This is a genomic window from Nostoc sp., from assembly GCF_036919495.1.
Taxonomy (GTDB): Bacteria; Cyanobacteriota; Cyanobacteriia; order Cyanobacteriales; family Nostocaceae; genus Nostoc.
The window spans coordinates 221,064-244,694 of the sequence record NZ_JBALBZ010000170.1; the positions used below are offsets into that span (position 1 = coordinate 221,064).

13 protein-coding genes are annotated in these 23,631 nt (G+C 41.6%); 5 read left to right on the plus strand and 8 right to left on the minus strand.

Annotation, left to right across the window (positions count from 1 at the left end):
* Nucleotides 1-214 precede the first annotated feature (214 nt).
* Entirely contained in the window at nucleotides 215-520 is a 306-nt protein-coding gene (locus tag V7K25_RS24890) for a hypothetical protein (protein WP_335161559.1), read from the plus strand.
* A gap of 134 nt (nucleotides 521-654) precedes the next feature.
* Here V7K25_RS24890 and V7K25_RS24895 read toward each other — a convergent pair whose 3' ends face one another.
* Together V7K25_RS24895 and V7K25_RS24900 are read right to left on the minus strand one after the other, a co-directional pair.
* The gene (locus V7K25_RS24895; RefSeq protein WP_335161561.1) at nucleotides 655-1,020 is read right to left on the minus strand and encodes a DOPA 4,5-dioxygenase family protein; all 366 of its coding nucleotides are present in this window, start codon (nucleotides 1,018-1,020) and stop codon (nucleotides 655-657) included.
* A 194-nt stretch (nucleotides 1,021-1,214) separates the two neighbouring features.
* Nucleotides 1,215-1,751 (minus strand): universal stress protein, encoded by a 537-nt coding sequence (locus tag V7K25_RS24900; protein WP_335161617.1) that lies wholly within the window; start codon nucleotides 1,749-1,751, stop codon nucleotides 1,215-1,217.
* 825 nt (nucleotides 1,752-2,576) lie between these two features.
* Here V7K25_RS24900 and V7K25_RS24905 point away from each other — a divergent pair.
* Entirely contained in the window at nucleotides 2,577-3,182 is a 606-nt protein-coding gene (locus V7K25_RS24905; RefSeq protein WP_335161563.1) for a hypothetical protein, read from the plus strand.
* 144 nt (nucleotides 3,183-3,326) lie between these two features.
* Here the strand turns inward: V7K25_RS24905 and V7K25_RS24910 are convergent, their stop codons facing one another.
* On the minus strand, nucleotides 3,327-9,968 hold the full coding sequence (locus V7K25_RS24910) for a hybrid sensor histidine kinase/response regulator (protein ID WP_335161565.1): 6,642 nt from the start codon (nucleotides 9,966-9,968) through the stop codon (nucleotides 3,327-3,329).
* Between the two features lie 488 nt (nucleotides 9,969-10,456).
* The gene (locus V7K25_RS24915) at nucleotides 10,457-10,705 is read right to left on the minus strand and encodes a hypothetical protein (RefSeq protein WP_335161567.1); all 249 of its coding nucleotides are present in this window, start codon (nucleotides 10,703-10,705) and stop codon (nucleotides 10,457-10,459) included.
* A 344-nt stretch (nucleotides 10,706-11,049) separates the two neighbouring features.
* Here V7K25_RS24915 and V7K25_RS24920 point away from each other — a divergent pair, with 344 nt between their 5' ends.
* Complete coding sequence (locus tag V7K25_RS24920) at nucleotides 11,050-12,567, plus strand: glycosyltransferase family 39 protein (RefSeq protein WP_335161569.1); 1,518 nt, start codon at nucleotides 11,050-11,052, stop codon at nucleotides 12,565-12,567.
* Nucleotides 12,568-13,038: 471 nt separating this feature from the next.
* On the opposite strand, the gene bchH is transcribed toward V7K25_RS24920, so the two are convergent.
* Nucleotides 13,039-16,776: a magnesium chelatase subunit H gene (bchH, locus tag V7K25_RS24925; protein ID WP_335161571.1), complete on the minus strand. Its 3,738-nt coding sequence runs from the start codon at nucleotides 16,774-16,776 to the stop codon at nucleotides 13,039-13,041.
* 671 nt (nucleotides 16,777-17,447) lie between these two features.
* Here bchH and V7K25_RS24930 point away from each other — a divergent pair.
* Nucleotides 17,448-18,389, plus strand: a complete 942-nt coding sequence (locus V7K25_RS24930) for an N-acetylmuramoyl-L-alanine amidase (RefSeq protein ID WP_335161573.1) — start codon at nucleotides 17,448-17,450, stop codon at nucleotides 18,387-18,389.
* A 143-nt stretch (nucleotides 18,390-18,532) separates the two neighbouring features.
* Here the strand turns inward: V7K25_RS24930 and V7K25_RS24935 are convergent, their stop codons facing one another.
* Both V7K25_RS24935 and fldA read right to left on the minus strand, forming a co-directional pair.
* Entirely contained in the window at nucleotides 18,533-19,285 is a 753-nt protein-coding gene (locus tag V7K25_RS24935) for an alpha/beta fold hydrolase (RefSeq protein ID WP_335161575.1), read from the minus strand.
* Nucleotides 19,286-19,387: 102 nt separating this feature from the next.
* The gene (gene fldA, locus V7K25_RS24940; RefSeq protein ID WP_335161577.1) at nucleotides 19,388-19,900 is read right to left on the minus strand and encodes a flavodoxin FldA; all 513 of its coding nucleotides are present in this window, start codon (nucleotides 19,898-19,900) and stop codon (nucleotides 19,388-19,390) included.
* Nucleotides 19,901-20,280: 380 nt separating this feature from the next.
* Here fldA and V7K25_RS24945 point away from each other — a divergent pair, with 380 nt between their 5' ends.
* Complete coding sequence (locus V7K25_RS24945) at nucleotides 20,281-20,583, plus strand: hypothetical protein (RefSeq protein WP_335161579.1); 303 nt, start codon at nucleotides 20,281-20,283, stop codon at nucleotides 20,581-20,583.
* A gap of 75 nt (nucleotides 20,584-20,658) precedes the next feature.
* Here the strand turns inward: V7K25_RS24945 and V7K25_RS24950 are convergent, their stop codons facing one another.
* A complete protein-coding gene (locus tag V7K25_RS24950) occupies nucleotides 20,659-23,187 on the minus strand; it encodes a mannose-1-phosphate guanyltransferase (RefSeq protein ID WP_335161581.1) in 2,529 nt (842 codons plus the stop codon).
* Between the last annotated feature and the right edge of the window lie 444 nt (nucleotides 23,188-23,631).

Here is a 23,631-nt window from a genome sequence, read left to right on the forward strand (position 1 = left end):
TTGCTACTTGTGGGTGCAGGGGCTTAATTAGACATTGGGTGAAGTATTGGCTTTACTAGCTGTCAGTGCGGTTGATTGCTTGCTAACTAGATTTTTCACCCGTTCGATTCTGGATTGGTGATTGAAAGGAATTGAGATTCGCCTAGAGTCCAGAACTCTTCGTTATAGATTTCTTTTTGGGGAAAACTCACTTATGTCTTTGATCAGGACAAGTATGAACTTAAGTTTTAGTTTTTTAAGTAAGTTAGCCCTAGTTAACTTTCCAGTAAAGGAATTAAAACAGAAGCATAAAATACACGATTATAGCCAACTAGTTTCTGGAAGTGACTACGTATTTGAGCGCCTCAATGAAGGAACAATCGGATATATGACTGGAAGCGGGACAGCCATTAAACCCTCCGATCGCATTATTTTACAAGAAGGTTGTGAATCTTATCAATATCAAGTTGAGGAAGTTGATTATTACTCAGATCCGTCCGATATGTGGATAGCTTTACTCAAGCAAGTGACCATTGACTAAATATTAAAGTCAAGATAATTTATAATTTAAATTTTGTTCAAGGCTAATCGGTTTAATATTCTTTAACATAGTTCAACAGAAAAAGTTCTCCGCCGCAATCCAGAACTTTTACCCAATAAAGTAAGTTACTTATTTTAATTAGATAAAGTCGAATTAAGCTCTCGAAGAAACCCAATATTCAAATCTAGCTTTTCTCCTAACCATAAAGAATGAACTGCGTGGTCAGCCACAGCATCGCCTGTCTCAGGGTGAACGAGAATATCCAATCCCTCACGATTAAGCATTAACCAGGGAACGACTTTATCAAACTGATTCGGTAAAAAAGCAACTTGATACATTGCTTTTGGGTGGGGGCCGATGGGCTTGTCAAACCAGCGTCCAAGTTGCACCTCAAACCTAGCGCCCAATCCTTCACGTACACGCGCAGCTACATCCCGGCTGGCGGGATCAAAGTAAACATGAGCATGAAAACCAGCGATCTCAATAGTATCTTCTTCCATAGATCCACTTTTCGTTCTCAACTCTAATTTTGGGTAGCGGACTTTTTCTTTTTCACTGAAAAAGCTATGTCTACGCTTAATTTTAGCCCAATACCGTGCGGTTAAGGATCGGTTGTGGAGATTGAAGGAAGTAAGTAACCGAAAATAAACTACATTCAGAGTTTGACTCGCTCAGATTTCTGCAATGTTAGTAATTAGTTCACGCTTAAGCTGTTTGTAGTTTCTTTGACAACTTCATGTGTTTTAGGAGCAACTGAAAGATGTACAACATGCACCGTACAAGGAGCATGGTGAAGAACATAGTTACTCACACTACCGAGAAATAGTTCCATCAGCCCAGAACGACCCCGACGCCCCATCACAATTAGGTCAGCATCATAACTATGAGCAAAATCACAAATGATGCGACCAGGATTACCAATATTTTGTGTAAATTCCGTAGTTATACCTGCTGCGTTAGCTTGGGCACAGAACGATTGCAACATCTGGATTCCTAGATTTTTAAAGGTATCCCATTGCTTTTGGTATAACTCGAAGTTTTGACTGCTCAATCCTGGATAGTAGTCAAAATTAGACAGCATAGGTACGTAAGGACTACCCTCTTCTTCGGGAGATAGGACATGCACTAGCATTAAGCTAGCTTGTGTTAACTTTGCTAAACCCAAGGCTTCCTCAAAAACCTGTTGCCCTATTTCCGAGCGATCTAATGCAACTAGAATTTTTTTAAACATCATAATAGACCTCCGATTTCATTGGTAACTGGTCTTTACGGTTTCTGGTTTCCAGATGCTGGATTGTCAAAAACGACTAATCCCTCAACTATGTTTAGTTACTTGTGAATTTTAAATTTCTTAAAGGTTTTCGCCCTATATTTATGTTTATAGCAAAACAATTTGAAAAACTTGTGAAGAAGACATTTATCTTTAATTACTAGGAAGCATCCTGTTTTATAAACTACATTAACAAATAAGTATTTAGTTTGGGTAGATTTTCACACCTTCGCTATCACAAATATCACACGGCATTTGCCGCTTTACTAGGGCGTGTCATCAAATAGGTATCAATCTCGACACGCCACTATGCATTGCAAGATGAGATAAATGGGAACGCATCAAAGACTTACTACCAGGGCAAAAATAAACCGTAGGAGTAACGGCTAAAGATAATCGCTCGAAATGGAAGAATTCTGTTCTACTTGCTTTAATAGTTTACTACCAGACCAAAAACGGCTGGCTACGACTTGTTATCCATTATGCATTAGCATCTATAAAAGTTACCTACTCTTTAAATATTTTTATTACTAATTGATGTATTTAGAGACTGTTGTTGATTAAGAGCTTTTACTCTCATAACTGTATTGACAAACTGTTCAAGTATTCTAGTATTAGTGGATTAATTCATAATTACTAGATTGGGCGTAGTTTCTAATTAGTATTAATAAGCCATTGTATGATATTCTAATGGTTAAAATAATTTTTGTAGGTTCTTGTAATCTCAGAGTTTATAAGTTCCGAATCTAATGTACAGTCTTTCGTAAGTGGTATTGAGGAAAAAACGTGGAATTTCAGAAGTTGTTATATACTTTTACTCTAGTAAAGATTGCTACGTTTACTCTGGGTATACCTGTATTTGCTCAAATCGCGCAGACTCCCTCCAATTCTTCACAGTCGAGTTGTCGTGCAACTAAAGTAGATACTGCAATTTTCAAAGAACCTTCAACATCATCCAACGCTGTCAGAATACTGCCGGCAAAAACGAACATTGCTTTAGCATATATACCAGCTAGTGGAGATAGATTTGTCAGAATTAAATCTCCGATTTCAGGGTTTATTCAAACTGCTGTGCTGAAGTTTTGTCAGGCGAATAACAACATGAGTAAACCTACTATTGGTAGTGTATGTCGGCAAATTGTACAACCTGTAACTCTACGTGGTCAACCAAGCACAAAAGGAGCTTTTATTACAACACTTAATTCCAACACAATCGTGTTTGTGAACTTGGTTACAGGTAATATAGTTAAGTCATACAAATCTGAAAATTATATTTGGGTAGAAATCGATCTTGCCAGAAGTTTCCCTGGAGAGTTATCCGGTAATGGTTGGGTAGCCAATACTGACTTAGTAAATACTCCCGGATTAAGCAATCTGGCTTATTGTAGCTAGTAGTTTATTTCGTTCAATATTTCTACCCAGTATGAGTTTCTCCATGCGGTAGGGATAACTGGTTCAGCTTCCAACCCTATCTACGAGACTCTACGCGAACACCTACGGTGTACACAAGTCTTGTCGCAGCCATATCTTTTATGATTAACGGTATAGCCAAACACGCAATAGTGAAAGCAGTTGTTCAGTATCTACGGGTTTTGTAATGTAGTCTGATGCGCCGGCTTCAATACACTTTTCGCGATCGCCTTGCATGGCTTTAGCGGTCAGTGCAATAATCGGCAAAGATTTAAATTGCTCGTTTTGGCGGATTATGCGTGTTGTTTCGTAACCATCCATTTCTGGCATCATTACGTCCATCAAAACGACATCAATATCTGGTGTACTTTCCAATAAGGTAATCCCCTCCCTGCCGTTTTCAGCATATAAAACCTGCATTTGATAACGTTCCAGCATACTTGTCAACGCAAAGATATTACGTACATCGTCGTCTACAATTAGCGCTTTTTTGCCAGCGAGTAAATAGTCTATGGAATGCAGTTGTTCAAGTATTTCTCGTTTGGGTGCTGGTAAATTTGCTTGGACTCGGTGTAAAAATAATGCTGTTTCATCAAGGAGACGTTCGGGCGATCGCACATCTTTAATGATGATTGTTTCGGCAATTCGTCTGAGTTCCGTTTCTTGAGCTTTGCTAATTTCTCTACCTGTATAGACAATAATTGGTAAAGTTTTACCGTGAGGTAGAAGCTTTATCTGCTCGATAAGTTCAAACCCAGTCATGTCGGGTAGCCCTAAATCGAGAACGAGGCAATCAAAATGCTGTGAGCGAATAGCTTCTAAAGCTTCTGCACCAGTACCCACTGCTGTGGTATAAACATCGCTGTTGCCAATTAACTCAACAATACTAAGCCGTTGAGTGTCGTCGTCTTCGACTACTAGCAAATTTTTCACTTGGCGCTCAACAAAACCTTTAATTTTGGTCAACGCCTCGGATATTATCTCGCTGGTTAAGGGCTTTTGCAGATATGCGATCGCACCTAGTTGTAAACCGCGTTGTCTTCCTTCCTCAACGGTCATGATATGTACAGGAATGTGACGCGTATTTGGGTCATGCTTCAGACGATCTAATACAGTCCAACCATCCATTTCTGGCAACCTAATATCTAGCAAAATGGCTGAAGGCTGGAATTGCTGCGCTAACATCAAACCTGTACTGCCTGTTTGGGCAGCAATTACCTTGAATCCGTGCTGTTGCGCCATCTCTAGTAGGATACGCGCAAAATTAACGTCATCCTCAACAATTAGTAACACGCGATCGCCTCTTTCAATAACAGCGCGATCGTCATTAATCAGTGCTGTTAGCGGATAGCTAAGGTTTAGCCCGTCAGGAGTGAGGAGTGAGGAGTGGGTAGAGACGCGATTAATCGCGTCTGTGCTGGATTGTGTTGATGTTGACTCAGGACTCGGAACTCGGAACTCAGGACTCAATTGTGGGAAGTAAAATGTAAAGGTGCTACCTTGACCGGGTTGACTGATTAGTTTAATTTCGCCGCCAAAGAGACGAGCAATTTCACGGCTAATTGATAAGCCCAATCCGGTACCGCCGTATCTGCGACTGGTAGAGCCATCGGCTTGCTGAAATGCCTCGAAAATCACTTTCTGCTTGTCGGGGGCAATGCCAATGCCTGTATCGCTGACTGAGAAGGCGATGACAATCTGGGCGCGATTTAAAGTTTCCTGGTCTTTGCTCCATCCCTGCTTCGCCACCGCAATCTGTAAGCGTACCTCCCCTTTTTCTGTAAATTTAAAAGCATTGGAGAGGAGATTTTTTAACACCTGTTGTAAGCGTTTGACATCTGTGTAGATAGTTGTGGGCAATTCGGGAGTCAATTCAATTGTGAAAGCAAGTTTTTTACTCTGAGCAATTTGTCGGAAGGTGCGCTCAATCTGATCGCCCAATTCTGTCAATGGCATTTGGGTCATGTCAATGGACATAGTTCCAGATTCAATTTTGGCGAGATCCAGAATGTCATTGATTAACGCCAACAAATCATTACCTGCTGAGTAAATTGTTTGGCTGTATTCAACTTGCTTGGCACTGAGGTTGCGATCTATGTTATCTGACAACAACTTTGCCAAAATCAACAAGCTGTTTAGTGGTGTCCGCAGTTCATGGGACATATTGGCGAGAAACTCAGACTTGTATTTTGAAGAAAGGGCGAGTTGTTCAGCCTTGTCTTCCAAAGAGAGCCTTGCTTGTTCAATTTCCCGATTTTTGCGCTCGACTTCTTTCTTTTGCATAGCCAACAACTCTGCCTTTTCTTCTAACTCAGCGTTGGTTTGTTGCAGTTCCTCTTGCTGTCCTTTGAGTAAATCTTCTGAGGTTTTGAGTGATTGGGCTTGTTGTTCTAAGCGCTTGTTGGTTTCCCGGAGTTCATTTTGCTGGGTTTGGAGTTCTTCAGCCAAAGATTGCGACTGCTTGAGTAATTCTTCAGTTCGCATGGATGCTGCGATCGTGTTGAGGACGATCGCGATACTTTCGGTAAGCTGGTCGAAGAATGTCAGATGAATTTCGCTAAAGCGGCGGAAGGATGCTAATTCAATCACTGCTGTCACCTGTCCTTCAAAGAGTACAGGTAACACCACGGCATTCAGGGGCGTGGCTTCTCCTAAACCAGAGGAAATTTTGACATAATCGCTGGGTACTTCCGTCAGCAGAATTCGCTCTTTTTCTAAAGCGCATTGTCCCACCAAACCTTCACCCAAGTGGAAGCGGTTAGCTAGATGTCTGCGTTCGCGGTAAGCGTAGCTACTGATTAGTTTCAAATATGGTGTATGTTCAACAGACTCCATCAGGAAGAATACGCCGTGTTGCGCTCCTACTAGGGGTGCTAGTTCTGAGAGAATTAGTTTAGATACGGTTTCTAAGTCTCGCTGACCTTGCAGCATTCGGGTAAACTTGGCGAGGTTAGTTTTCAACCAGTCTTGCTCAGTATTTTTCTGCGTTGTCTCGCGCAGATTAGCAATCATCTGGTTAATATTGTCTTTGAGTATCGCTACTTCCCCTAGTGCTTCGACGGCAATTGAACGAGTTAAATCACCTTTAGTTACAGCTGTAGCAACTTCTGCGATCGCTCTTAACTGAGTTGTCAGTGTAGCAGCAAGTTCATTTACATTATCCGTCAAATCTTTCCAAGTTCCAGCCGCCCCAGGTACTCTAGCTTGTCCGCCTAACTTCCCTTCAATTCCCACTTCCCGCGCTACTGTAGTTACCTGATTGGCAAATGTCGCTAGAGTATCAATCATCTCGTTGATTGTCTCTGCCAAGGTTTCAATTTCTCCCTTAGCATCTAGCATCAGTTTCCGTTTCAAATCACCGTTAGCAACCGCCGTCACAACTCTGGCAATACCGCGCACTTGTGCCGTTAAATTACCCGCCATCGAGTTAACGTTATCCGTTAAATCTTTCCAAGTTCCTGCAACACCTTGGACTTGCGCTTGTCCGCCTAACTTCCCTTCAGTTCCCACTTCCCGCGCCACCCGCGTTACTTCACTTGCAAAGGAACTAAGTTGATCCACCATTGTATTGGTGGTGTTCTTCAAGTCTAAAATTTCGCCTTTGGCATCGACGGTAATTTTCTTAGATAAGTCGCCATTAGCTACCGCTTTAGTAACTTCCGCGATGTTGCGAACTTGTCCGGTGAGGTTCCCCGCCATCGAGTTAACGTTATCTGTTAAATCTTTCCAAGTCCCTGCAACTCCTCTGACGTAAGCTTGCACGCCTAATTTACCTTCCGTTCCCACCTCACGGGCAACCCTAGTAACTTCTGATGCAAAAGAATTTAGTTGATCCACCATTGTATTAATGGTGTTTTTAAGTTCTTGAATTTCACCTTTGACATCGACGGTGATTTTCTTGGATAAGTCGCCGTTTGCCACAGCTGTCGTAACTTCGGCAATGTTTCGCACTTGTGCCGTCAAACTTCCCGCCATGAAGTTTACGCTGTCTGTTAAATCTTTCCAAGTACCGGCTACACCTTTAACTTCTGCTTGTACACCCAGCTTACCTTCAGTTCCCACCTCACGCGCTACCCGCGTCACTTCACTTGCAAAGGAATTAAGTTGATCAACCATTGTGTTAACGGTGTTTTTCAACTCTAAAATTTCACCTTTGACATCAACGGAGATTTTCTTAGATAAATCGCCATTAGCTACAGCTGTGGTAACGGCGGCAATGTTTCGCACTTGTGCCGTTAAACTTCCCGCCATGAAGTTCACGCTGTCAGTTAAATCTTTCCAAGTTCCAGCTACGCCGCGCACATCTGCTTGTACACCTAATTTACCCTCGCTTCCCACTTCCCGCGCCACCCGCGTTACTTCCGAGGCAAAGGAGTTGAGTTGATCCACCATTATATTGATGGTATTCTTGAGTTCGAGAATTTCGCCTTTGACAGCAACAGTAATTTTCTTAGATAAATCACCATTTGCGATCGCAGTTGTAACTTCGGCAATGTTCCGCACCTGTGCCGTCAAGCTTCCCGCCATGAAGTTTACGCTGTCGGTTAAATCTTTCCAAGTACCAGCAACGTCTTTCACTTCCGCTTGTACACCCAATTTACCTTCAGTTCCCACCTCACGCGCAACTCGCGTCACTTCACTTGCAAAGGAACTGAGTTGATCCACCATTGTATTAATGGTATTTTTCAACTCCAGAATTTCACCTTTAACATCAACGGTGATTTTCTTGGATAAGTCGCCTGTTGCAACCGCCGTAGTTACTTCGGCAATATTCCGCACTTGTGCCGTTAAACTTCCCGCCATGAAATTCACGCTGTCGGTCAAATCTTTCCACGTACCAGCCACGCCGCGCACTTCTGCTTGCACGCCCAGTTTACCTTCACTTCCCACCTCACGAGCAACCCTTGTAACTTCACTTGCAAAAGAATTGAGTTGATCCACCATTGTATTAATGGTATTTTTCAACTCCAGAATTTCACCTTTGACATCGACAGTAATTTTCTTGGATAAATCGCCTGTTGCAACCGCCGTAGTTACTTCGGCAATATTCCGCACTTGTGCCGTTAAACTTCCCGCCATGAAGTTCACGCTGTCGGTTAAATCTTTCCAAGTGCCAGCTACACCGCGCACATCAGCTTGCACACCCAGTTTACCTTCACTGCCCACTTCACGAGCAACCCTTGTAACTTCACTTGCAAAGGAACTGAGTTGATCCACCATTATATTGATGGTATTCTTGAGTTCAAAAATTTCACCTCTAACATCAACGGTGATTTTTTTAGATAGATCGCCATTTGCGATCGCAGTCGCAACTTCGGCAATATTTCGCACCTGTCCGGTGAGATTACCCGCCATTAAATTAACGTTATCGGTTAAATCTTTCCAAGTACCCGCCACTCCCCGGACTTCTGCTTGTACGCCTAACTTACCTTCAGTTCCCACCTCACGCGCAACTCTTGTAACTTCCGATGCAAAGGAATTAAGTTGATCCACCATTGTATTGATGGTATTTTTCAACTCCAGAATTTCGCCTTTGACATCGACAGTGATTTTCTTAGATAAGTCGCCATTGGCAACCGCCGTTGTCACTTCCGCAATATTCCGCACTTGTGCCGTCAAGCTTCCCGCCATGAAATTCACACTATCGGTAAGGTCTTTCCACGTACCTGCTACCCCGCGGACTTCTGCTTGACCGCCTAATTTACCTTCTGCACCCACCTCACGCGCAACTCTTGTTACTTCACTTGCAAAAGAATTAAGTTGATCCACCATAATGTTGACGGTGTTTTTCAACTCTAAAATTTCGCCTTTGACATCAACAGTAATTTTTTTCGATAAGTCGCCATTCGCTACCGCCGTTGTCACTTCTGCAATGTTACGGACTTGGGCTGTTAAATTTCCTGCCATTAAGTTAACGTTGTCTGTGAGATCCTTCCAAGTCCCTGCGACACCTTTAACTTCGGCTTGTACGCCCAACTTCCCTTCAGTTCCCACTTCACGCGCAACTCGCGTTACTTCCGATGCAAAAGAATTAAGCTGATCCACCATCGTGTTGACGGTGTTTTTTAACTCCAGAATTTCGCCTTTCACATTTACAGTGATTTTTTTAGATAAATCACCATTTGCGATCGCAGTGGCAACTTCAGCAATGTTGCGAACTTGTCCGGTGAGATTACCCGCCATCAAGTTAACGTTATCTGTCAAATCTTTCCAAGTACCAGCAACACCTTGCACTTCGGCTTGAACACCCAACTTACCTTCGGTTCCCACCTCACGCGCCACCCGCGTTACTTCCGAGGCAAAAGAACCTAGTCGATCTACCATCGTGTTAACGATATTAGCAGTTTGGAGAAACTCACCTTGCAGAGGTCTGCCATCAATTTCTGTAGCGATCGTTTGCGATAAGTCACCATTGGCGACTGACCGAATTACCCGAGTAGTTTCAGCTGTTGGTTGAACTAAATCTGTAATTAGAGTATTGACAGAAGTAACACAATCTGACCAAGAACCGCGAACATCTCCGAGAGAGGCGCGATCGGCAATTTTGCCTTCTTTGCCGACAACATTACCAATCCGTTGTAGTTCGGCCGCCATCCGCTCATTTTGATCAATAATATCATTGAGCGTATCAGCTATTTTCCCTGCTACACCAGTATGGTCTATAGGCATCCGAGCAGAAAAATCACCCTGTTTAACAGCATTCAGCGTTCTTAGTAGCTGATTTAAATCTAGATTATCACTGTCTCTAGTTAACTGTTCGGTTGCCATAGCCGTATCCTTAATCTTAATCTTTGAAGAATTTTTTGTATTTTTTGCACCCCGTACTTACTTAAAGTACTTTTAGCCAATGCGTATCACAATAGAGAGTAGGGAATAGAAAGTGGATCAAACTAATTTTTATGGGTGCGAGTGTAAGCAGTTGACAAAGACTGCTCACTAAATGGTATTGCCGTAGATGTATCTGGCATCCCACTTAGCTAATGATAGCTAGTTGACCTATGTTATGCAGCATCAATTCTCGGCGATGTCTAAGTTGGGCGAGTAAGCGATCGCACAGTAGAACACACGATGACAATTAACATTAACGTGAATTCGATTGCTCAATCAAAAAACCTCTCCCTGGTTTTACTACGCAAAACCGTCCCTCTCCGACTCGGAGAGGGACAATTAGCCTGGGAATTAATTCCCAGGCGGGTGAGGAAGCTAACAGATAAGCTATTTTTAGCTTAAGTTGACTAAACCCTATTGGATTTTACTCAACTCACGATCGCACCTGACACCCCATTCATAGATCCATTTGCAGAAGAAAGCTTAACAGAATCAGCTGCTAAAGAATTGGTGACTTTGGAATTGCCTAGTACGCTTTGCTTCTTTTTGGCATTACCTCGTCTAGCACCACCCGCCATCTCGTATTCTGGGCTGGTTTTACCGTAACGGCTGCCAACTCCTAGTAACATTTTTTCTGATATCGCTATTACAGCTACATGAAGTAATATTAGCTGCAAAGGTTTAAATTTTCACAGCCTCAAGCGTAAGAGCGTAGGCGTAGCCCGTCGTAGACATCGCTTTTGCTTGTTGTCTGAGATAATACCTCTTACATAAATCAACTGGCTGGGGCGATCGCGTAGCGTTAGCGAGGAACGAGCGTCGGAACGAACGCCGGAACGAGCGTCGGAACGAGCGTCGGAACGAACGCCGCTCCGGGGTAGTGGAAAAAGTTTTTTAATATTTAGTGGTGGGTAAGAGCAACCACCACATTTTTTCGACTTTACACCCAGTCCCTTTTACAATATTTAGAGTTATGAAATGGCTTGACAATATTATATTTATTCAATAGGAGTAAATTTTCATGATTAATCTTCCTAAATTAAATAAAATTGACTTTTTAGTTTTAGTTTGTGTTCTCATAATTGGTTTGATAAATTTACCTTTTCCATTTGCAGGAGATCAAGCACTATTTACAACAGGTGCTTTAGAAATGCAACAAGGAAAGGTACTCTATCGGGATTTTTGGGATTTAAAGCAACCTGGAATTTATTACTTTTATTTCTTAGCAGGAAATTTATTTGGTTTTAATGAGATTGGCATCCATATTTTTGAACTTATTTATATGATGCTTTTCTCTATTACATTGCAGCTAACTCTAAAAAATTATTTCCGGCATCGCATAGTAGCAAGTTTAGTACCTTTGTTAACGGTTGGCGTTTATTATATTGTTTCATATCATAAGCAATTTACTCAAGTAGAGGGACTAGTTGGTTTTCCTTTATTTTTATGTCTTTGGCTAACTTATGAATCTTTTAATCATGAAGGAAAGCAGAGATTTATTCAACTTTTACTCTCAGGTTTCATGGGTGGAACTGTCCTAATATTTAAAGTAATATTTTTGCCCATAATATTTTGTTTTTGGCTAACTGCTTTGCTTCATTTTATATTGATAAAACATCAGAAAGCTAAAAAAACAGTGATTGAAATTTGCCTGCCAATTTTTATAGGAATTATCTTTCCTATTTTACTTATTGTCAGCTATTTTGCCTCAGTCGATAGTTTATCAATTGTATATAAGACATTTTTTGTATATCCAAGCCAGGTGGTGGCTAATGGCAGATTCAATAAATTTAAGTTAATTTCTGGAAACCTATGGTTCTTAAAGAATTTTATCACTTTAGTTGTAATGGCAATTGTTGCAGTAAATGTATCATTGCGTAAGAATAAAAACTTATTGACCTTGTTATTGGTTGTTTGGTTTGTTTTTGGTCTGGGTATTATTTTTATCCAAATTAGGTCACTTTGGATATATCATTATTTACTGTTATTTGTACCTACAGGTATTTTAGCAACTAAAGGTTTAGATATATTATGGGAGCGTTTCAAAGAATTAAGTTCACCAATAATTAAAATTCTGGTGTTATTGTTGTTTTTATCACCTTTATTATGGAATTTTCAAGTTAAAAGTATTGCTTTAGTTAATAATAATTTTGCTTTAACTGAAGATACACGATTTAAATATCAGACTGTATTTAGAGGAGATTATAAATTACTTCGTTCAGAGATTGGCTTTCTCTCTCAACCAGGAAGTTTAGCTGGTGCAATTTTTGTTGCTGGCGACCCGTCTATTTATTATTTATCTGGTCGTACTCAAGCAACATCACTAAATGCATGGTCGCTTGAATTATTTTTATCTGAGCAATGGCCACAACTTCTAGAGGAGTTAGATTCATCCAAACCTCCTTATATATTTATTACTAATAAATATCACGCTCTGATTCAAGAAAAGTTTCCAAAAATTATAGAATTAATTGAAAAAAGATATCATATTTTATCTAAAAGTGATGAGAGTGAGAGTGTTTGGTATATTTTAAAGTAGAACATAAGAGTTACTTTTATAACTTACTGAGATATAAATCAATACGCTTGGGTTAAGGCTTTACTCTTTGTCAAAGTGAATTTTTTTTAACGAACCGCATTCGCGCAGCGTCTCCTTAGAGAAGGACGCGAAGCAATACTGCTCGGTTAAGCGGAAAAAGCTTAAAATTCGTAGGTTGGGTTGAGGAACGAAACCCAACATTTCTGTGGCTTTGTTGGGTTTCACTTCGTTCAACCCAACCTACAAATATTCTTAACCGAGCAGTATTGGGACACGAAGGAAGAGAAGGAAGCAGAAAAAAGAATGCTTAACTGAACTGTATTAGCTTTTAATCCACTTTAGTGGACTTGGGCTATTAGCCCGGAACTTTAGTTTTGGGCGGTTTATGTCTAGAACGAAATAGCCTTACGATTTATCCTTGCTTCTTAAAATATATTGTCTATATTTTTCGTAATTGATTCTTCTGCATTTCTAAACAGTCACACCCTCCAATTCCTCATCTGTCAACTCATATAATTGCCGCAATTTATCTAACTTCTCACCATCAGCTTCCCAGAAACCCCGCCCATGCGCTTCTAACATTCTCCCTAAAATATTGCGAAAAGCTTCAGGATTTGCCTTACGTAATTTCTCCGCCATCTCTGTATCTAACGCATAAGTATCTGCGGCTTGATCATAAACCCAATCATCGGTAAAATCGGCAGTACCACCCCAACCAATCAACGCCGTCATCCGTTGAGAAATTTCAAATGCACCACCAGAACCTTGATTCGCCATCGCTTGCGCCCATTTGGGATTTAGCAACTTAGTGCGGTACTCCATTCGCAGCAAATCATCTAAATTGCGCGGTGTAGTATCCTTCGAGAAACTTTCTACAAAACTGGTTGTAACCTTCTTACCGCCTTGTTTTTCTGCTGCCCTTTTCAAACCGCCAGTATTGGCGTAATATTCTTGAATATCAGTTAAACCATATTCTACCGAATCGATTTCTTGAACAATGCGATCGCTAGTTTTTAACAACGTATTCAACACTTCCGGTCTAGCTTGACCTTTATCTTCTCTCCCGTAGCTAAATACATTGCGGCTTTGCCAAGTATTGCCTAACTCCTCACCAGATTCCCAGTTACCATCAACCACCCTATCATTTACCAAAGAACCAAAATCACCCGCCGGATTAGAAAACAATCTTGCCGATGCATTTTCCACACCTTGGGCTTTCAAAGCTAAAGCATGTCTTCTAATAAAATTTTGATCATCCGGTTCATCAGCATCAGCCGCCCGTTGAAATAAATCATCCAACAATTCGATGATATTTACAAAACTATCTCGAAAAATTCCAGACAAATTACCCAACACATCAATGCGGGGATGTCCAACCTCAGCCAACGGCTTCAATTCATAACGAACAATTCTACCAGTTCCTTCCTTAACAGGTTCAGCCCCCACCAATTCCAAAAGAATCCCCAAAGATTCACCCTTAGTTTTAATCGCATCCAATCCCCATAACATCACCGCCACCGTTTCTGGATACTTCCCATATTCATCCAAATGCTGGGCAATAATTTTTTGAGCAATTTCTCGTCCCCGTTCATAAGCAGCAGGTGAAGGCATCCGATAAGGATCTAAAGCATGAATATTCCTCCCAGTCGGCAAAACCCCAGCCCCATCCCTTAACAAATCCCCCCCAGGCGCAGGCGGAATATACTCCCCATTCAACCCCCTCAACAAATTCGTCAACTCATCCGTAGACTGCATCAACAAATCCCTTATTAACCTTTCTTCATCTTCGCGTCCTTTGCGCCTTCTCTGCGAGACGCTTTGCGAATGCGGTTCGTTTTCTTCCTCTTCGCCCCCAAAATAAGCCTCCAAATAAGACCCCAACTCCTCCTCATTTGGTGCTTCCCCCAAAGTATGCAACCCCGAAGAAAACAACCGATTTTCTAAAACCTGCAAATATTCATACAACTCCACCAAATAATCATCAAAAGCATGACCGCTAAACATCCGCACATTCTCCGGCGTAAACGCAATCCCCAACCGTTTAGCATCCTCAAACGGACAATCTGCATCCAACCCAGAATCCACAATTTTTTTACAAATCCCTTCCTTTAAAACATAATTCTTTTGTGGATCTTCCCGATACTCCGAAATCAAATCCCGCAACGCCACCAACTCCTTATACAAACCTGCGCGACCATAAGGTGGTACATTATGAGAAATCAACACACCATAACCACGACGTTTTGCCAACATCGATTCAGACGGATTATTCGCCGCATATATATATAAATTAGGCAAATTTCCTAACAGAATATCCGACCAAGAATAACCCGTATTCCCCAACGGAGAACCAGGCAACCATTCCACCGTCCCATGCATTCCAAAGTGAACTACAGCATCAGCTTCAAACTCATTTTGTAACCATTTATAATAAGCAGCATATTGGGGATGTGGCGTTAAATCCCGTTCAAACATTAAGCGCATCGGGTCGCCTTGTATCCCCAAAGGTGGTTGTACACCTATCCACACATTTCCTAATTGCACACCGCCAATCTGAAAATCATCGCCATAAGTTTTAATACCAGTCCCCGTGAGAGATTTCCATTGTTTTTCGATGCGGGAAGTTTGCAGATATCCCAGCCATTTTTCTAGAGTGCGAATATTGACAGTATTTGTGGAGTGGGCATCTTGCCCGCCATTATCTAGAGGCAGGCGAGACGACTGCCCCACAAGAGGATTAGCTTCATCCGCCTCTTTTACCCAGCGAATCAATTCTTCCCCATCTTCGGGTAAATCTCCAACGGTGTAACCTTGTTCTTTAAGTGCGTGGAGAAACTTCAGCAAACTACGCGGCACATTTAATAATGCAGCTGTACCCACAGCACCATAACCCGGTGGGAACCCATATAAAATAATTGCAATCTTGCGTTCCGATGCAGGTTTTTGCCGCAAAGCCACCCAAGTTTTTACCCTACCAATTAATCGCTGCACTCGTTCGGGAACCAGATAAATATTTTCGCCCACCAAACCACCAAGGGGAACGGTATCAATAGCCCCATCTAATTCTGGTAATGCATACAACACGACACTTTGCAATCCGCCGACACCTTGGCGCGTCCACGAGGAAATATCTTGAATTAATAGTGGTGCAGCAACAATATAAGGTACATTCTTGGCAGTGAGAATGCGCTTTGCTACTTCCACCTGACGCCCTGCTTCCATTGAACCAGCCGGGCCACCCACCAGAGGAAAGCCAATTGTCGAAACGATCGCATCTACTTTTACTGCTTCACTTGATAGTGAGGGAGTCTCGATATTATCTAGTTGTCGTTGCTGAATTTCATGGTCGGTTGTCATCAAATCTCGTACCGCTACATGTCCTTCTACGCCGTTGATGAAAATAGGCAAAGGAGTTAACCCGGCTTTTTCAAAACTGCGAATTAGTTGGGGAATATAGGGTTGTTTGGTGATGACGTGTTTACGGTAGAGGAGAATTCCGACAACTGGGGAGACGTGATGAATCGCGTCTCTACAATTGGTTTTATACCATTCCAGATACTCGCGGGGCGATTCAAAAAACCCTTGATAATCGGGATGGAGTAATCCGATGTTGGGGGTTTCAATTAGCGGCGGAATGTCGCCGACTTTTAAACCTAAGTATTTTTCTGCCAGTGTCCAGAATAATGAAGCGACGTTTTCTGAACCGCCAGCATTCCAGTAACCATAGATAATTAACCAGTTACGTAAGTCTTGGACTTTTTGCCCTGGCACATATTTCAGTAGTTTGGGGCCAATCTTTAAGAAGCTGATGTAACCAGCAAGTTTGTCTTCTTCTCGTCCGTTGCTAAATTTGTCGAGGATGAATTTAACTGGTTTGGGCATTCCTTTGGGTTTGTCGCCAATGGCAAAAATACCCAGCTTGGTTAAACTCATCAATTCCAAGGCTGACTCAAAGACTAGGCGAATGGGAATTTGAGAAATGCGATCGCCAAGCCACACAACTTGGTCATAATCAAATAGTAGGCTACCGAAAAACACATCAGCGCCATCAAGTGCTGTTTCTACCTCAGTGCGTTTGTTGGTAAGATCGCGATCGCTAAATACCCGAATATCCAACTCAGGACAGCGAGAGTTAGCCAAAAAGGCTGCTTTTCTATATAAATCAGCGTTGAACGATTCAAACCCAGCAACCAAGACGATGCGTTTCATGCCTGTAAGCTACGAAATATTTCTTTACTTTGATCTTAAACCTGCTTTCAGGCTGATTGTTAAATATCTACCACCAGATTTCGGTCATTTAGCCGTACTAGTACCGTAAGGCAAAATGTTAGCCCCAACTCTTGGAGACGCTGCGCGAACAGGGAAGCCAAAAGCCGATGTTATCGGTTATTCTTGCTTTTACCCCTCTGCCTTCTTGCAGTCATACAGGTCGGCGCAAATAAACCCACTATTTCATTACAGCCAGAAAGCCTAAGATTAAAGCCTTTTGACTTTTAACTTTTGACTTCCGCTTTGCGGTACTAGGTACAATTGTCATAGCTTTCTACTTTTACGAAGCGTTATTATTTTAAGGATGAGGGTAATTGCTGCATTTCAATTTATTGCAACAATCACCGGATTATTGCCGATTTTGATAAATTATGAGGGTTGTGTTTTTTCTTGCAAAAAACCTTGCAGAAAGCGGCTTTTGCTACATTAAATCTGCATTAAATCTGCTTAAAAAGTTTGCCAAGAACTTATTTTATTTACCAGGATATTAATGGTTAAAATAATATGGACATTGCCAATAGATAGCTAAACAAATTTATTAACAAAACTTTTTATCTCAAATTTGAAAAGTTTTGAATCAGTATCAAAATAAGTAAATTGAGGATTAAATCATGAAATTTGGAATTGATACCGGGCATAATTGTCCACCAGACACCGGAGCTAGAGGGATTAAATTTGAGGATAATTTAACTCTAGATGTAGGTAATAGAGTTATAGCCAAATTAAGAGCTTTAGGAAATGAAGTCGTAGTATGTAAACCAAGTAGTGCTAGTACAGTCCGTGAATCACTTTCAAAAAGATGTTCTACAGCTAATTCAAGCAAAGTAGATATCTACGTCTCGATTCATTTTAACTGCTTTAACGGACAAGCTAACGGTACAGAAGTATTTTCAACTAGTGATACAGGTACAAAAATCGCTAAACCTGTATTAGATGAAATCGTCAAGTTAGGGTTTTTTAATCGCGGCATTAAGAGTGGTTCCCACTTGTTTGTTCTGAAAAATACAGATATGCCTGCTATCTTGATAGAATGTTGCTTTCTCGATTCGCAAAAAGATATGAATCTTTTTAATCCTGAAGCAATGGCTAATGCGATCGTTAAAGGCTTAACTGGAAAAGCGCCAAGTGTTCCAGTTAAGCCTGTACAAGATGAAGAAGATAATGCAGATGCCACTATTCTCAGATTGCAAAAATCCTTAAATCGACTCAAAATAACTGATAAAAATGGTAAGGCGTTAGTAGAAGATGGCTTCACCGGGGCTAATACAAAATCTGTCGTAGAAAAATTTCAGACTATTGTCGGGGTTCAAGCGACCGGAATTGCTGACGAAGCTACATGGAATGCCATAAATCTAATTTTGGCAAAACGAATTCTCAGACCAAACCATGCTGGTGGTGCAGTTGTCAGATACTTGCAATACCGTTTAGGTCTTGACAACGATGGCGTCTACGGGCCGCAAACAGAGGTTGTAGTTAAGAACTTTCAAAAGCAAAATGGTTTAGATGCCGATGGGATTGTCGGCCCTGCTAGCTGGCAGAAATTAATTGGTTAGATTAAGAGGTAGGCATTGTTCGTAGTTGGGGCTTTAGCGCTAAAACACTAACTACGAACTTATACACTGGTTATTATCGAAAAAATCAGTCTATAGCTACGCCCTTCCAGAATGCTTTCATTAATAAAAGATGTATATTATTACTAATTTGTAGAACTGCTAAAAGATAGTGCAGATGCTTCCAATAGATGCGGATGCTGGCGTTGCCAAAAACTCAAAATCTCTTCACCAACCTGTTGAGGATAGAAGTAGTGAAAAAAATGATATCCTTCTGGGCATTCCCAGAGTTTATCTTCTGGCTTCAACCAATTCAACCAATCATGCAATACAGTTGAGTTGACTACCGGATCGCTCTTGCTACCACATACCATCATTGGCATGGAAACTCCACCTTTGGGTAAATAAACCAACTTAAATAAAGAGTGTGACGAGGGAGATTGTTCTAAATCTTTATCTAAGGCAGCTACTAACTTTTTAGTGGTATGAGGCGGTTGATTTCCAAATAGACTGCGAACGCTGCTTGCTAAAACTAGCTCACGGCTGATGCTAAAAAGTTGTCGTTGAAAGTAATAGTGAGCTTGCCAATTGTTTGCAGGTTGAGCAGCTACAGCCAGCAGAGTGAGCGATCGCACTTTTTGCGGAAATCGCCGAGCAAAGCTTAAGGCGATCGCACCACTCATACCATGACCTGCCAAATGCACGGGGCGATCGCGCCATTCTAAAAACTCATATAGCAACTCCACAGCTTGATCTATACAACTGGCTTCATCTTTGGTTTGCAGGTATTCCCACTGGGCGATTCTCATATACCCAGATAAATATTCAAGCAATGGTTTATCAAAACGCTTCAAAATAGGACTGGCATTTAACCACAGAACATCAAATGAATCAGACATAACTACCTATAATTTCTAAATTATCAATTTCACTAGTTGTCAGATCCCCGACTTCTTAAAAGTTGTCGGGGATCTCCTGGCCCTTTCATTCGCCAAGGCTTTCTACAAAGCAAATTCTGTCTTCAACTGAGCAACCCAAGTTTTAATTCGCTCGTCTGTTAGATCAGATTGACTACCTTCATCAAGTGCCAGCCCAACAAATTTGCCATTTTTCAAAGCTCTAGAATTCTCGAAGTCATAACCCTCTGTTGGCCAGTAGCCAACAGTTTTACCGCCTCGCTGGGAAATTTTTTCTTCTAGAATTCCCATTGCATCCTGGAAATTATCGGCATAGCCATATTGGTCTCCATCACCAAAATAGGCAACCAGCTTACCACTAAAATCTATTTCATCCAGATCGGAGAAAAAACCTTCCCAATCGCTCTGAAGTTGACCAATATCCCAAGTGGGAGAGCCAATAATCAGCAATTCATACTCATCAAAGGTGGTAGCATCCGCCTCATAAATGGGATGTAATGTTACAACCTCATCACCAAACTCATCCCGGATTTTTTCCGCATCAGATTCAGTGTTGCCAGTTTGAGTACCGTAGAACAGACCGATTTTTTTCGACATACTTTCACCTGATATATAGTTTTGCGTTAGCGTTCGCGAAGCGTCTCGTAGAGAAGCTCACCGTTGGCGTAGCCTCTCGTAGAGAAGGTATCGCCAGGATACCTATTTGCCTTGTTGAAATATATTTTCGGCTTAATGAATATCTATCTCAATAAGTCTGAAGATATCCTACCAGAGTTATTGAGATTATTTATCATTTAATCTAAGTTAAATTTTGTAAAGTATTTCAGGAAACAAACCGAAAAGGCCGACGGGTGTTCATTCCACTTCTACTTACTGTAAGTGGCTTAGGATATGCTCACACAATATTCAGAATTATTACTGGTTTCAAAATATACATCTATAAAAGAAGCTAGACAAAGTAAACTTTTTGTGCATTTATGAAATTCATCCCAACATTAAAAGTAGCTGTAATTCCTGTTTTGACTGTGTTGAGCTTGTTGTCTGTATCAAATAAAGTACTAGCTGACTATTTAACTAGTCAGGGTTCAGGAGGTCATTACCGTTATGAATTATGGTCTACCGATGATAATAGTCGTTACTATTTGAAAGTTTGGTCAGATCAAGCAAGTCCAAATAGTGACCGATACACCACAACTACAACATTCCCCTCTACTAGAGAAGCTTTAATTTATTTTGATTGCAATTACGCTGAAAGAAGTTTACCAGAATGCCCTCGATAATAATAATTTTGAACGCTTCTCAATATAATTCGTAGTTCGTAATTCAATTACGAATTACGAATTACGAATTACAAATTAAACTTCGGCTGGTTGATATTCTTGTTGTCTTTCCACAAACGACTGAACACGGGCGCGATAGTTTCTCACAGTCTCATCTACCCATTCGCGATCATTGCTATTTGCATACAAATGCACCAGTGGTTCGCTAGCGTCTGGTAAAACTAACAGCCAACTGTCATCGTAGGGTTGACAAATTTTCACTCCATCGATGAGTTCTAGGTTTTGGGCTGGATGAGTTTCTACCAAGTAACGCATCAAAGCACCCTTAGCTGTCCACGGGCAGCGTATTGTATAAGTTTTGTGAATTACACGGGGCAATTCTGACCGCGCAGCAGCAAGCGATCGCTCCTGTATAGTCAACATCTCAATTATCTTCGCAATGCAGAACATAGAATCAAATCCCGGATGCAGTTGTGGGAAAATAAAACCAGTCTCTCCACTACCTCCCAAGACCACATTCGGATTTTTTTGACAAGCCTCCATTAAAGCTGTAGGGTTGGCTTTAGTGCGAATCACTCTGCCATCGTGGCGACGGGCGACTTGTTCAATAGCACTGGAAGCATGAACTGGTACAACTACTGTTCCTCTGGGGTTAGCCGTTAGAATCATGTCTACCATCAGTGCAGTTAAAGTTTCCCCACGAATTGGGTAGCCAGATTCATCAACTAAAATCAGCTGTTCTCCATTAGCCGAGACTTGCACACCAAAGTTAGCTTTCAATGCCTCCACTACATGACCTAACTGAGTCAGCAGTCCTTCGCGATCAGTGATTGACATCGCCGTTTTATTTACACTGGCATTCAGCACCACTGCATCAGCACCAAATTTATCCAGCATTTGGGGTAAAACTGCCCCCGATACCGCATAAACATAGTCAATCACCACTTTTGCGCGGCTGTTGCGGAGTGTATGAACATGCAATAATTTCTCAAAAGCAGTGCAGTAGCGATCCATGACTTGGCTAGGATAAGATACATCGCCAATTTCATGAATTAGCGCCCGCCGCATATCCTCCTTAAAGTAAGCCCCTTCAATTTTCTTTTCCAGGGCTTTGGAGATATTAATGCCCTTGGTATCCATGAACTCAATCAGAATGTAGTCAGGGCGATCGGGGTGTACCCGCACATGGATACCACCAGCTACAGACATTGTGGGTATAACCGTGCGAGCGATGGGGATAGCTGTAGCATCGAGATTTTGAATATCAATACCTACTGACATTAAACCAGCAATGAGCGATCGCGTCACCATCCGAGAGATATTACGCTGATCGCGGGAAACCGTTACCTTAGAACCAGGTTTTAACGTAGAACCGTAAGCAGATCCCAATTTCACAGCGAATTCTGGGGTGATGTCAATATTAGCTAATCCTTGGACACCACGTTGACCGAATAAATTTCGTTGGGCGGTGTTTCCCCAAATCAAGTTAATGTTTAAAACTGCCCCTGACTCAATCTTTTTACTGGGCCAAACGCGCACGCCGGGGCTAATTTGGGCTTCTTCTCCCACCGTGGAAAGCGAACCCACAACAGCAGCTTCTAATACATGAGCGCGGCGGTCTACACGAGCGCCACGGGAAATTACACAGGCAGAAAGATGTGCTTCATCGCCAATAAATGCCCCATTCCACACTATGGGACGTTTGAGATTCGCATCAGCGCCAATAGTGACATTATCGCCAATTACGGTTCCTCCCTCAATTTGTACTCTTGCACCGATGCGGCAATTATCACCAATCACTGCTGGGGTCTGAATCACAGCCGTTTGGTCGATATAAGTATTTTGACCCACCCATAACTCGTGAGAAACTTGTTTGTAGGCATAATCTAATTGCACTTTCCCATCTAAAGCGTCATATTGAGCTTCCCGATAAGCATCTAAGTGACCAACATCGCACCAGTAACCTTGAGCAATGTAGCCATACATTGGCTCATCTTTTGCTAATAGTAAGGGGAATAAGTCTTTGGAAAAGTCACATTCAATGTTTGCTGGCAGATATGCTAAAACTTCTGGTTCGAGAATGTAAGTCCCAGTGTTAACGGTATCAGAAAAAATTTCACTACTAGAGGGTTTTTCTAAAAATCGGCGAATTCGTCTTTCCTCATCGGTAATCACTACCCCAAACTCAATTGGGTTAGGAACCCTGGTTAAAATCAAAGTGGCTTTTGACTTATTTTGTTTGTGAAATGCGATCGCAGCCGTGAGGTCAAAATCTGTTATGCTATCGCCGCTAATGACTAAAAAGGTTTCATCAAGAAGTTCAGCAATGTTTTTCACACAGCCTGCTGTACCCAGAGGTTGATCTTCTTCGACGGCATAAGTCATCTGGACACCAAAATCACTACCATCTTGAAAATAGTCTCGCAAGACATCAGGTAAATAATGCAAGGTCGCAATAACTTCTGTAATTTGATGCCGTTTGAGGAGATTGATAATATGTTCGGCTATTGGTCGATTAAGGATCGGCACCATCGGTTTAGGCAGATCGCAAGTTAATGGGCGAAGCCGCGTCCCCGAACCCCCCGCCATCAGTACTGCACGCATAAATCCTCCTTAACTAATTACAGCCTTCGCTGCTTGACAACGTGTCAGATATATTTTCTTCTTCTTTCTCTAGTCTCCTATGGATATCGATATTTGAGGAACTTCCACAAGATGCATCTATGGTTGACACTCCCCAGTGTTAACGCACGGGGATTCTGTAATTAATCTACACTAGTATTTGCTCTACTAGGTTTCCCCAAGTAGAGTAGAGGTTACAACTTTGCAGAGCCTTAGTTCGGGATGCAAGACTTTATTTATATATCCACAAAGTAATACCAATTTAATGTGAAGCTGCATAGAAAAGAGCTTCTAGGATAAAGTTATAAGAAGAGACAGAAATTACCTGCTCAAATGTAAGTTGGTCGAATATCTTTTGGATGCGTTCGCGTAATACCATTTACAATTCCCATAGCATTAATTTACTACAACTGGTAAATAAAATCT

Bases quoted from the DNA above. Each gene is read 5' to 3' on its own strand.
- V7K25_RS24890 (WP_335161559.1), top strand. From the start codon at position 215: ATGAACTTAAGTTTTAGTTTTTTAAGTAAGTTAGCCCTAGTTAACTTT.
- V7K25_RS24895 (WP_335161561.1), bottom strand. From the start codon at position 1,020: ATGGAAGAAGATACTATTGAGATCGCTGGTTTTCATGCTCATGTTTAC.
- V7K25_RS24900 (WP_335161617.1), bottom strand. From the start codon at position 1,751: ATGTTTAAAAAAATTCTAGTTGCATTAGATCGCTCGGAAATAGGGCAA.
- V7K25_RS24910 (WP_335161565.1), bottom strand. From the start codon at position 9,968: ATGGCAACCGAACAGTTAACTAGAGACAGTGATAATCTAGATTTAAAT.
- V7K25_RS24920 (WP_335161569.1), top strand. From the start codon at position 11,050: ATGATTAATCTTCCTAAATTAAATAAAATTGACTTTTTAGTTTTAGTT.
- bchH (WP_335161571.1), bottom strand. From the start codon at position 16,776: ATGAAACGCATCGTCTTGGTTGCTGGGTTTGAATCGTTCAACGCTGAT.
- V7K25_RS24930 (WP_335161573.1), top strand. From the start codon at position 17,448: ATGAAATTTGGAATTGATACCGGGCATAATTGTCCACCAGACACCGGA.
- V7K25_RS24935 (WP_335161575.1), bottom strand. From the start codon at position 19,285: ATGTCTGATTCATTTGATGTTCTGTGGTTAAATGCCAGTCCTATTTTG.
- fldA (WP_335161577.1), bottom strand. From the start codon at position 19,900: ATGTCGAAAAAAATCGGTCTGTTCTACGGTACTCAAACTGGCAACACT.
- V7K25_RS24945 (WP_335161579.1), top strand. From the start codon at position 20,281: ATGAAATTCATCCCAACATTAAAAGTAGCTGTAATTCCTGTTTTGACT.
- V7K25_RS24950 (WP_335161581.1), bottom strand. From the start codon at position 23,187: ATGCGTGCAGTACTGATGGCGGGGGGTTCGGGGACGCGGCTTCGCCCA.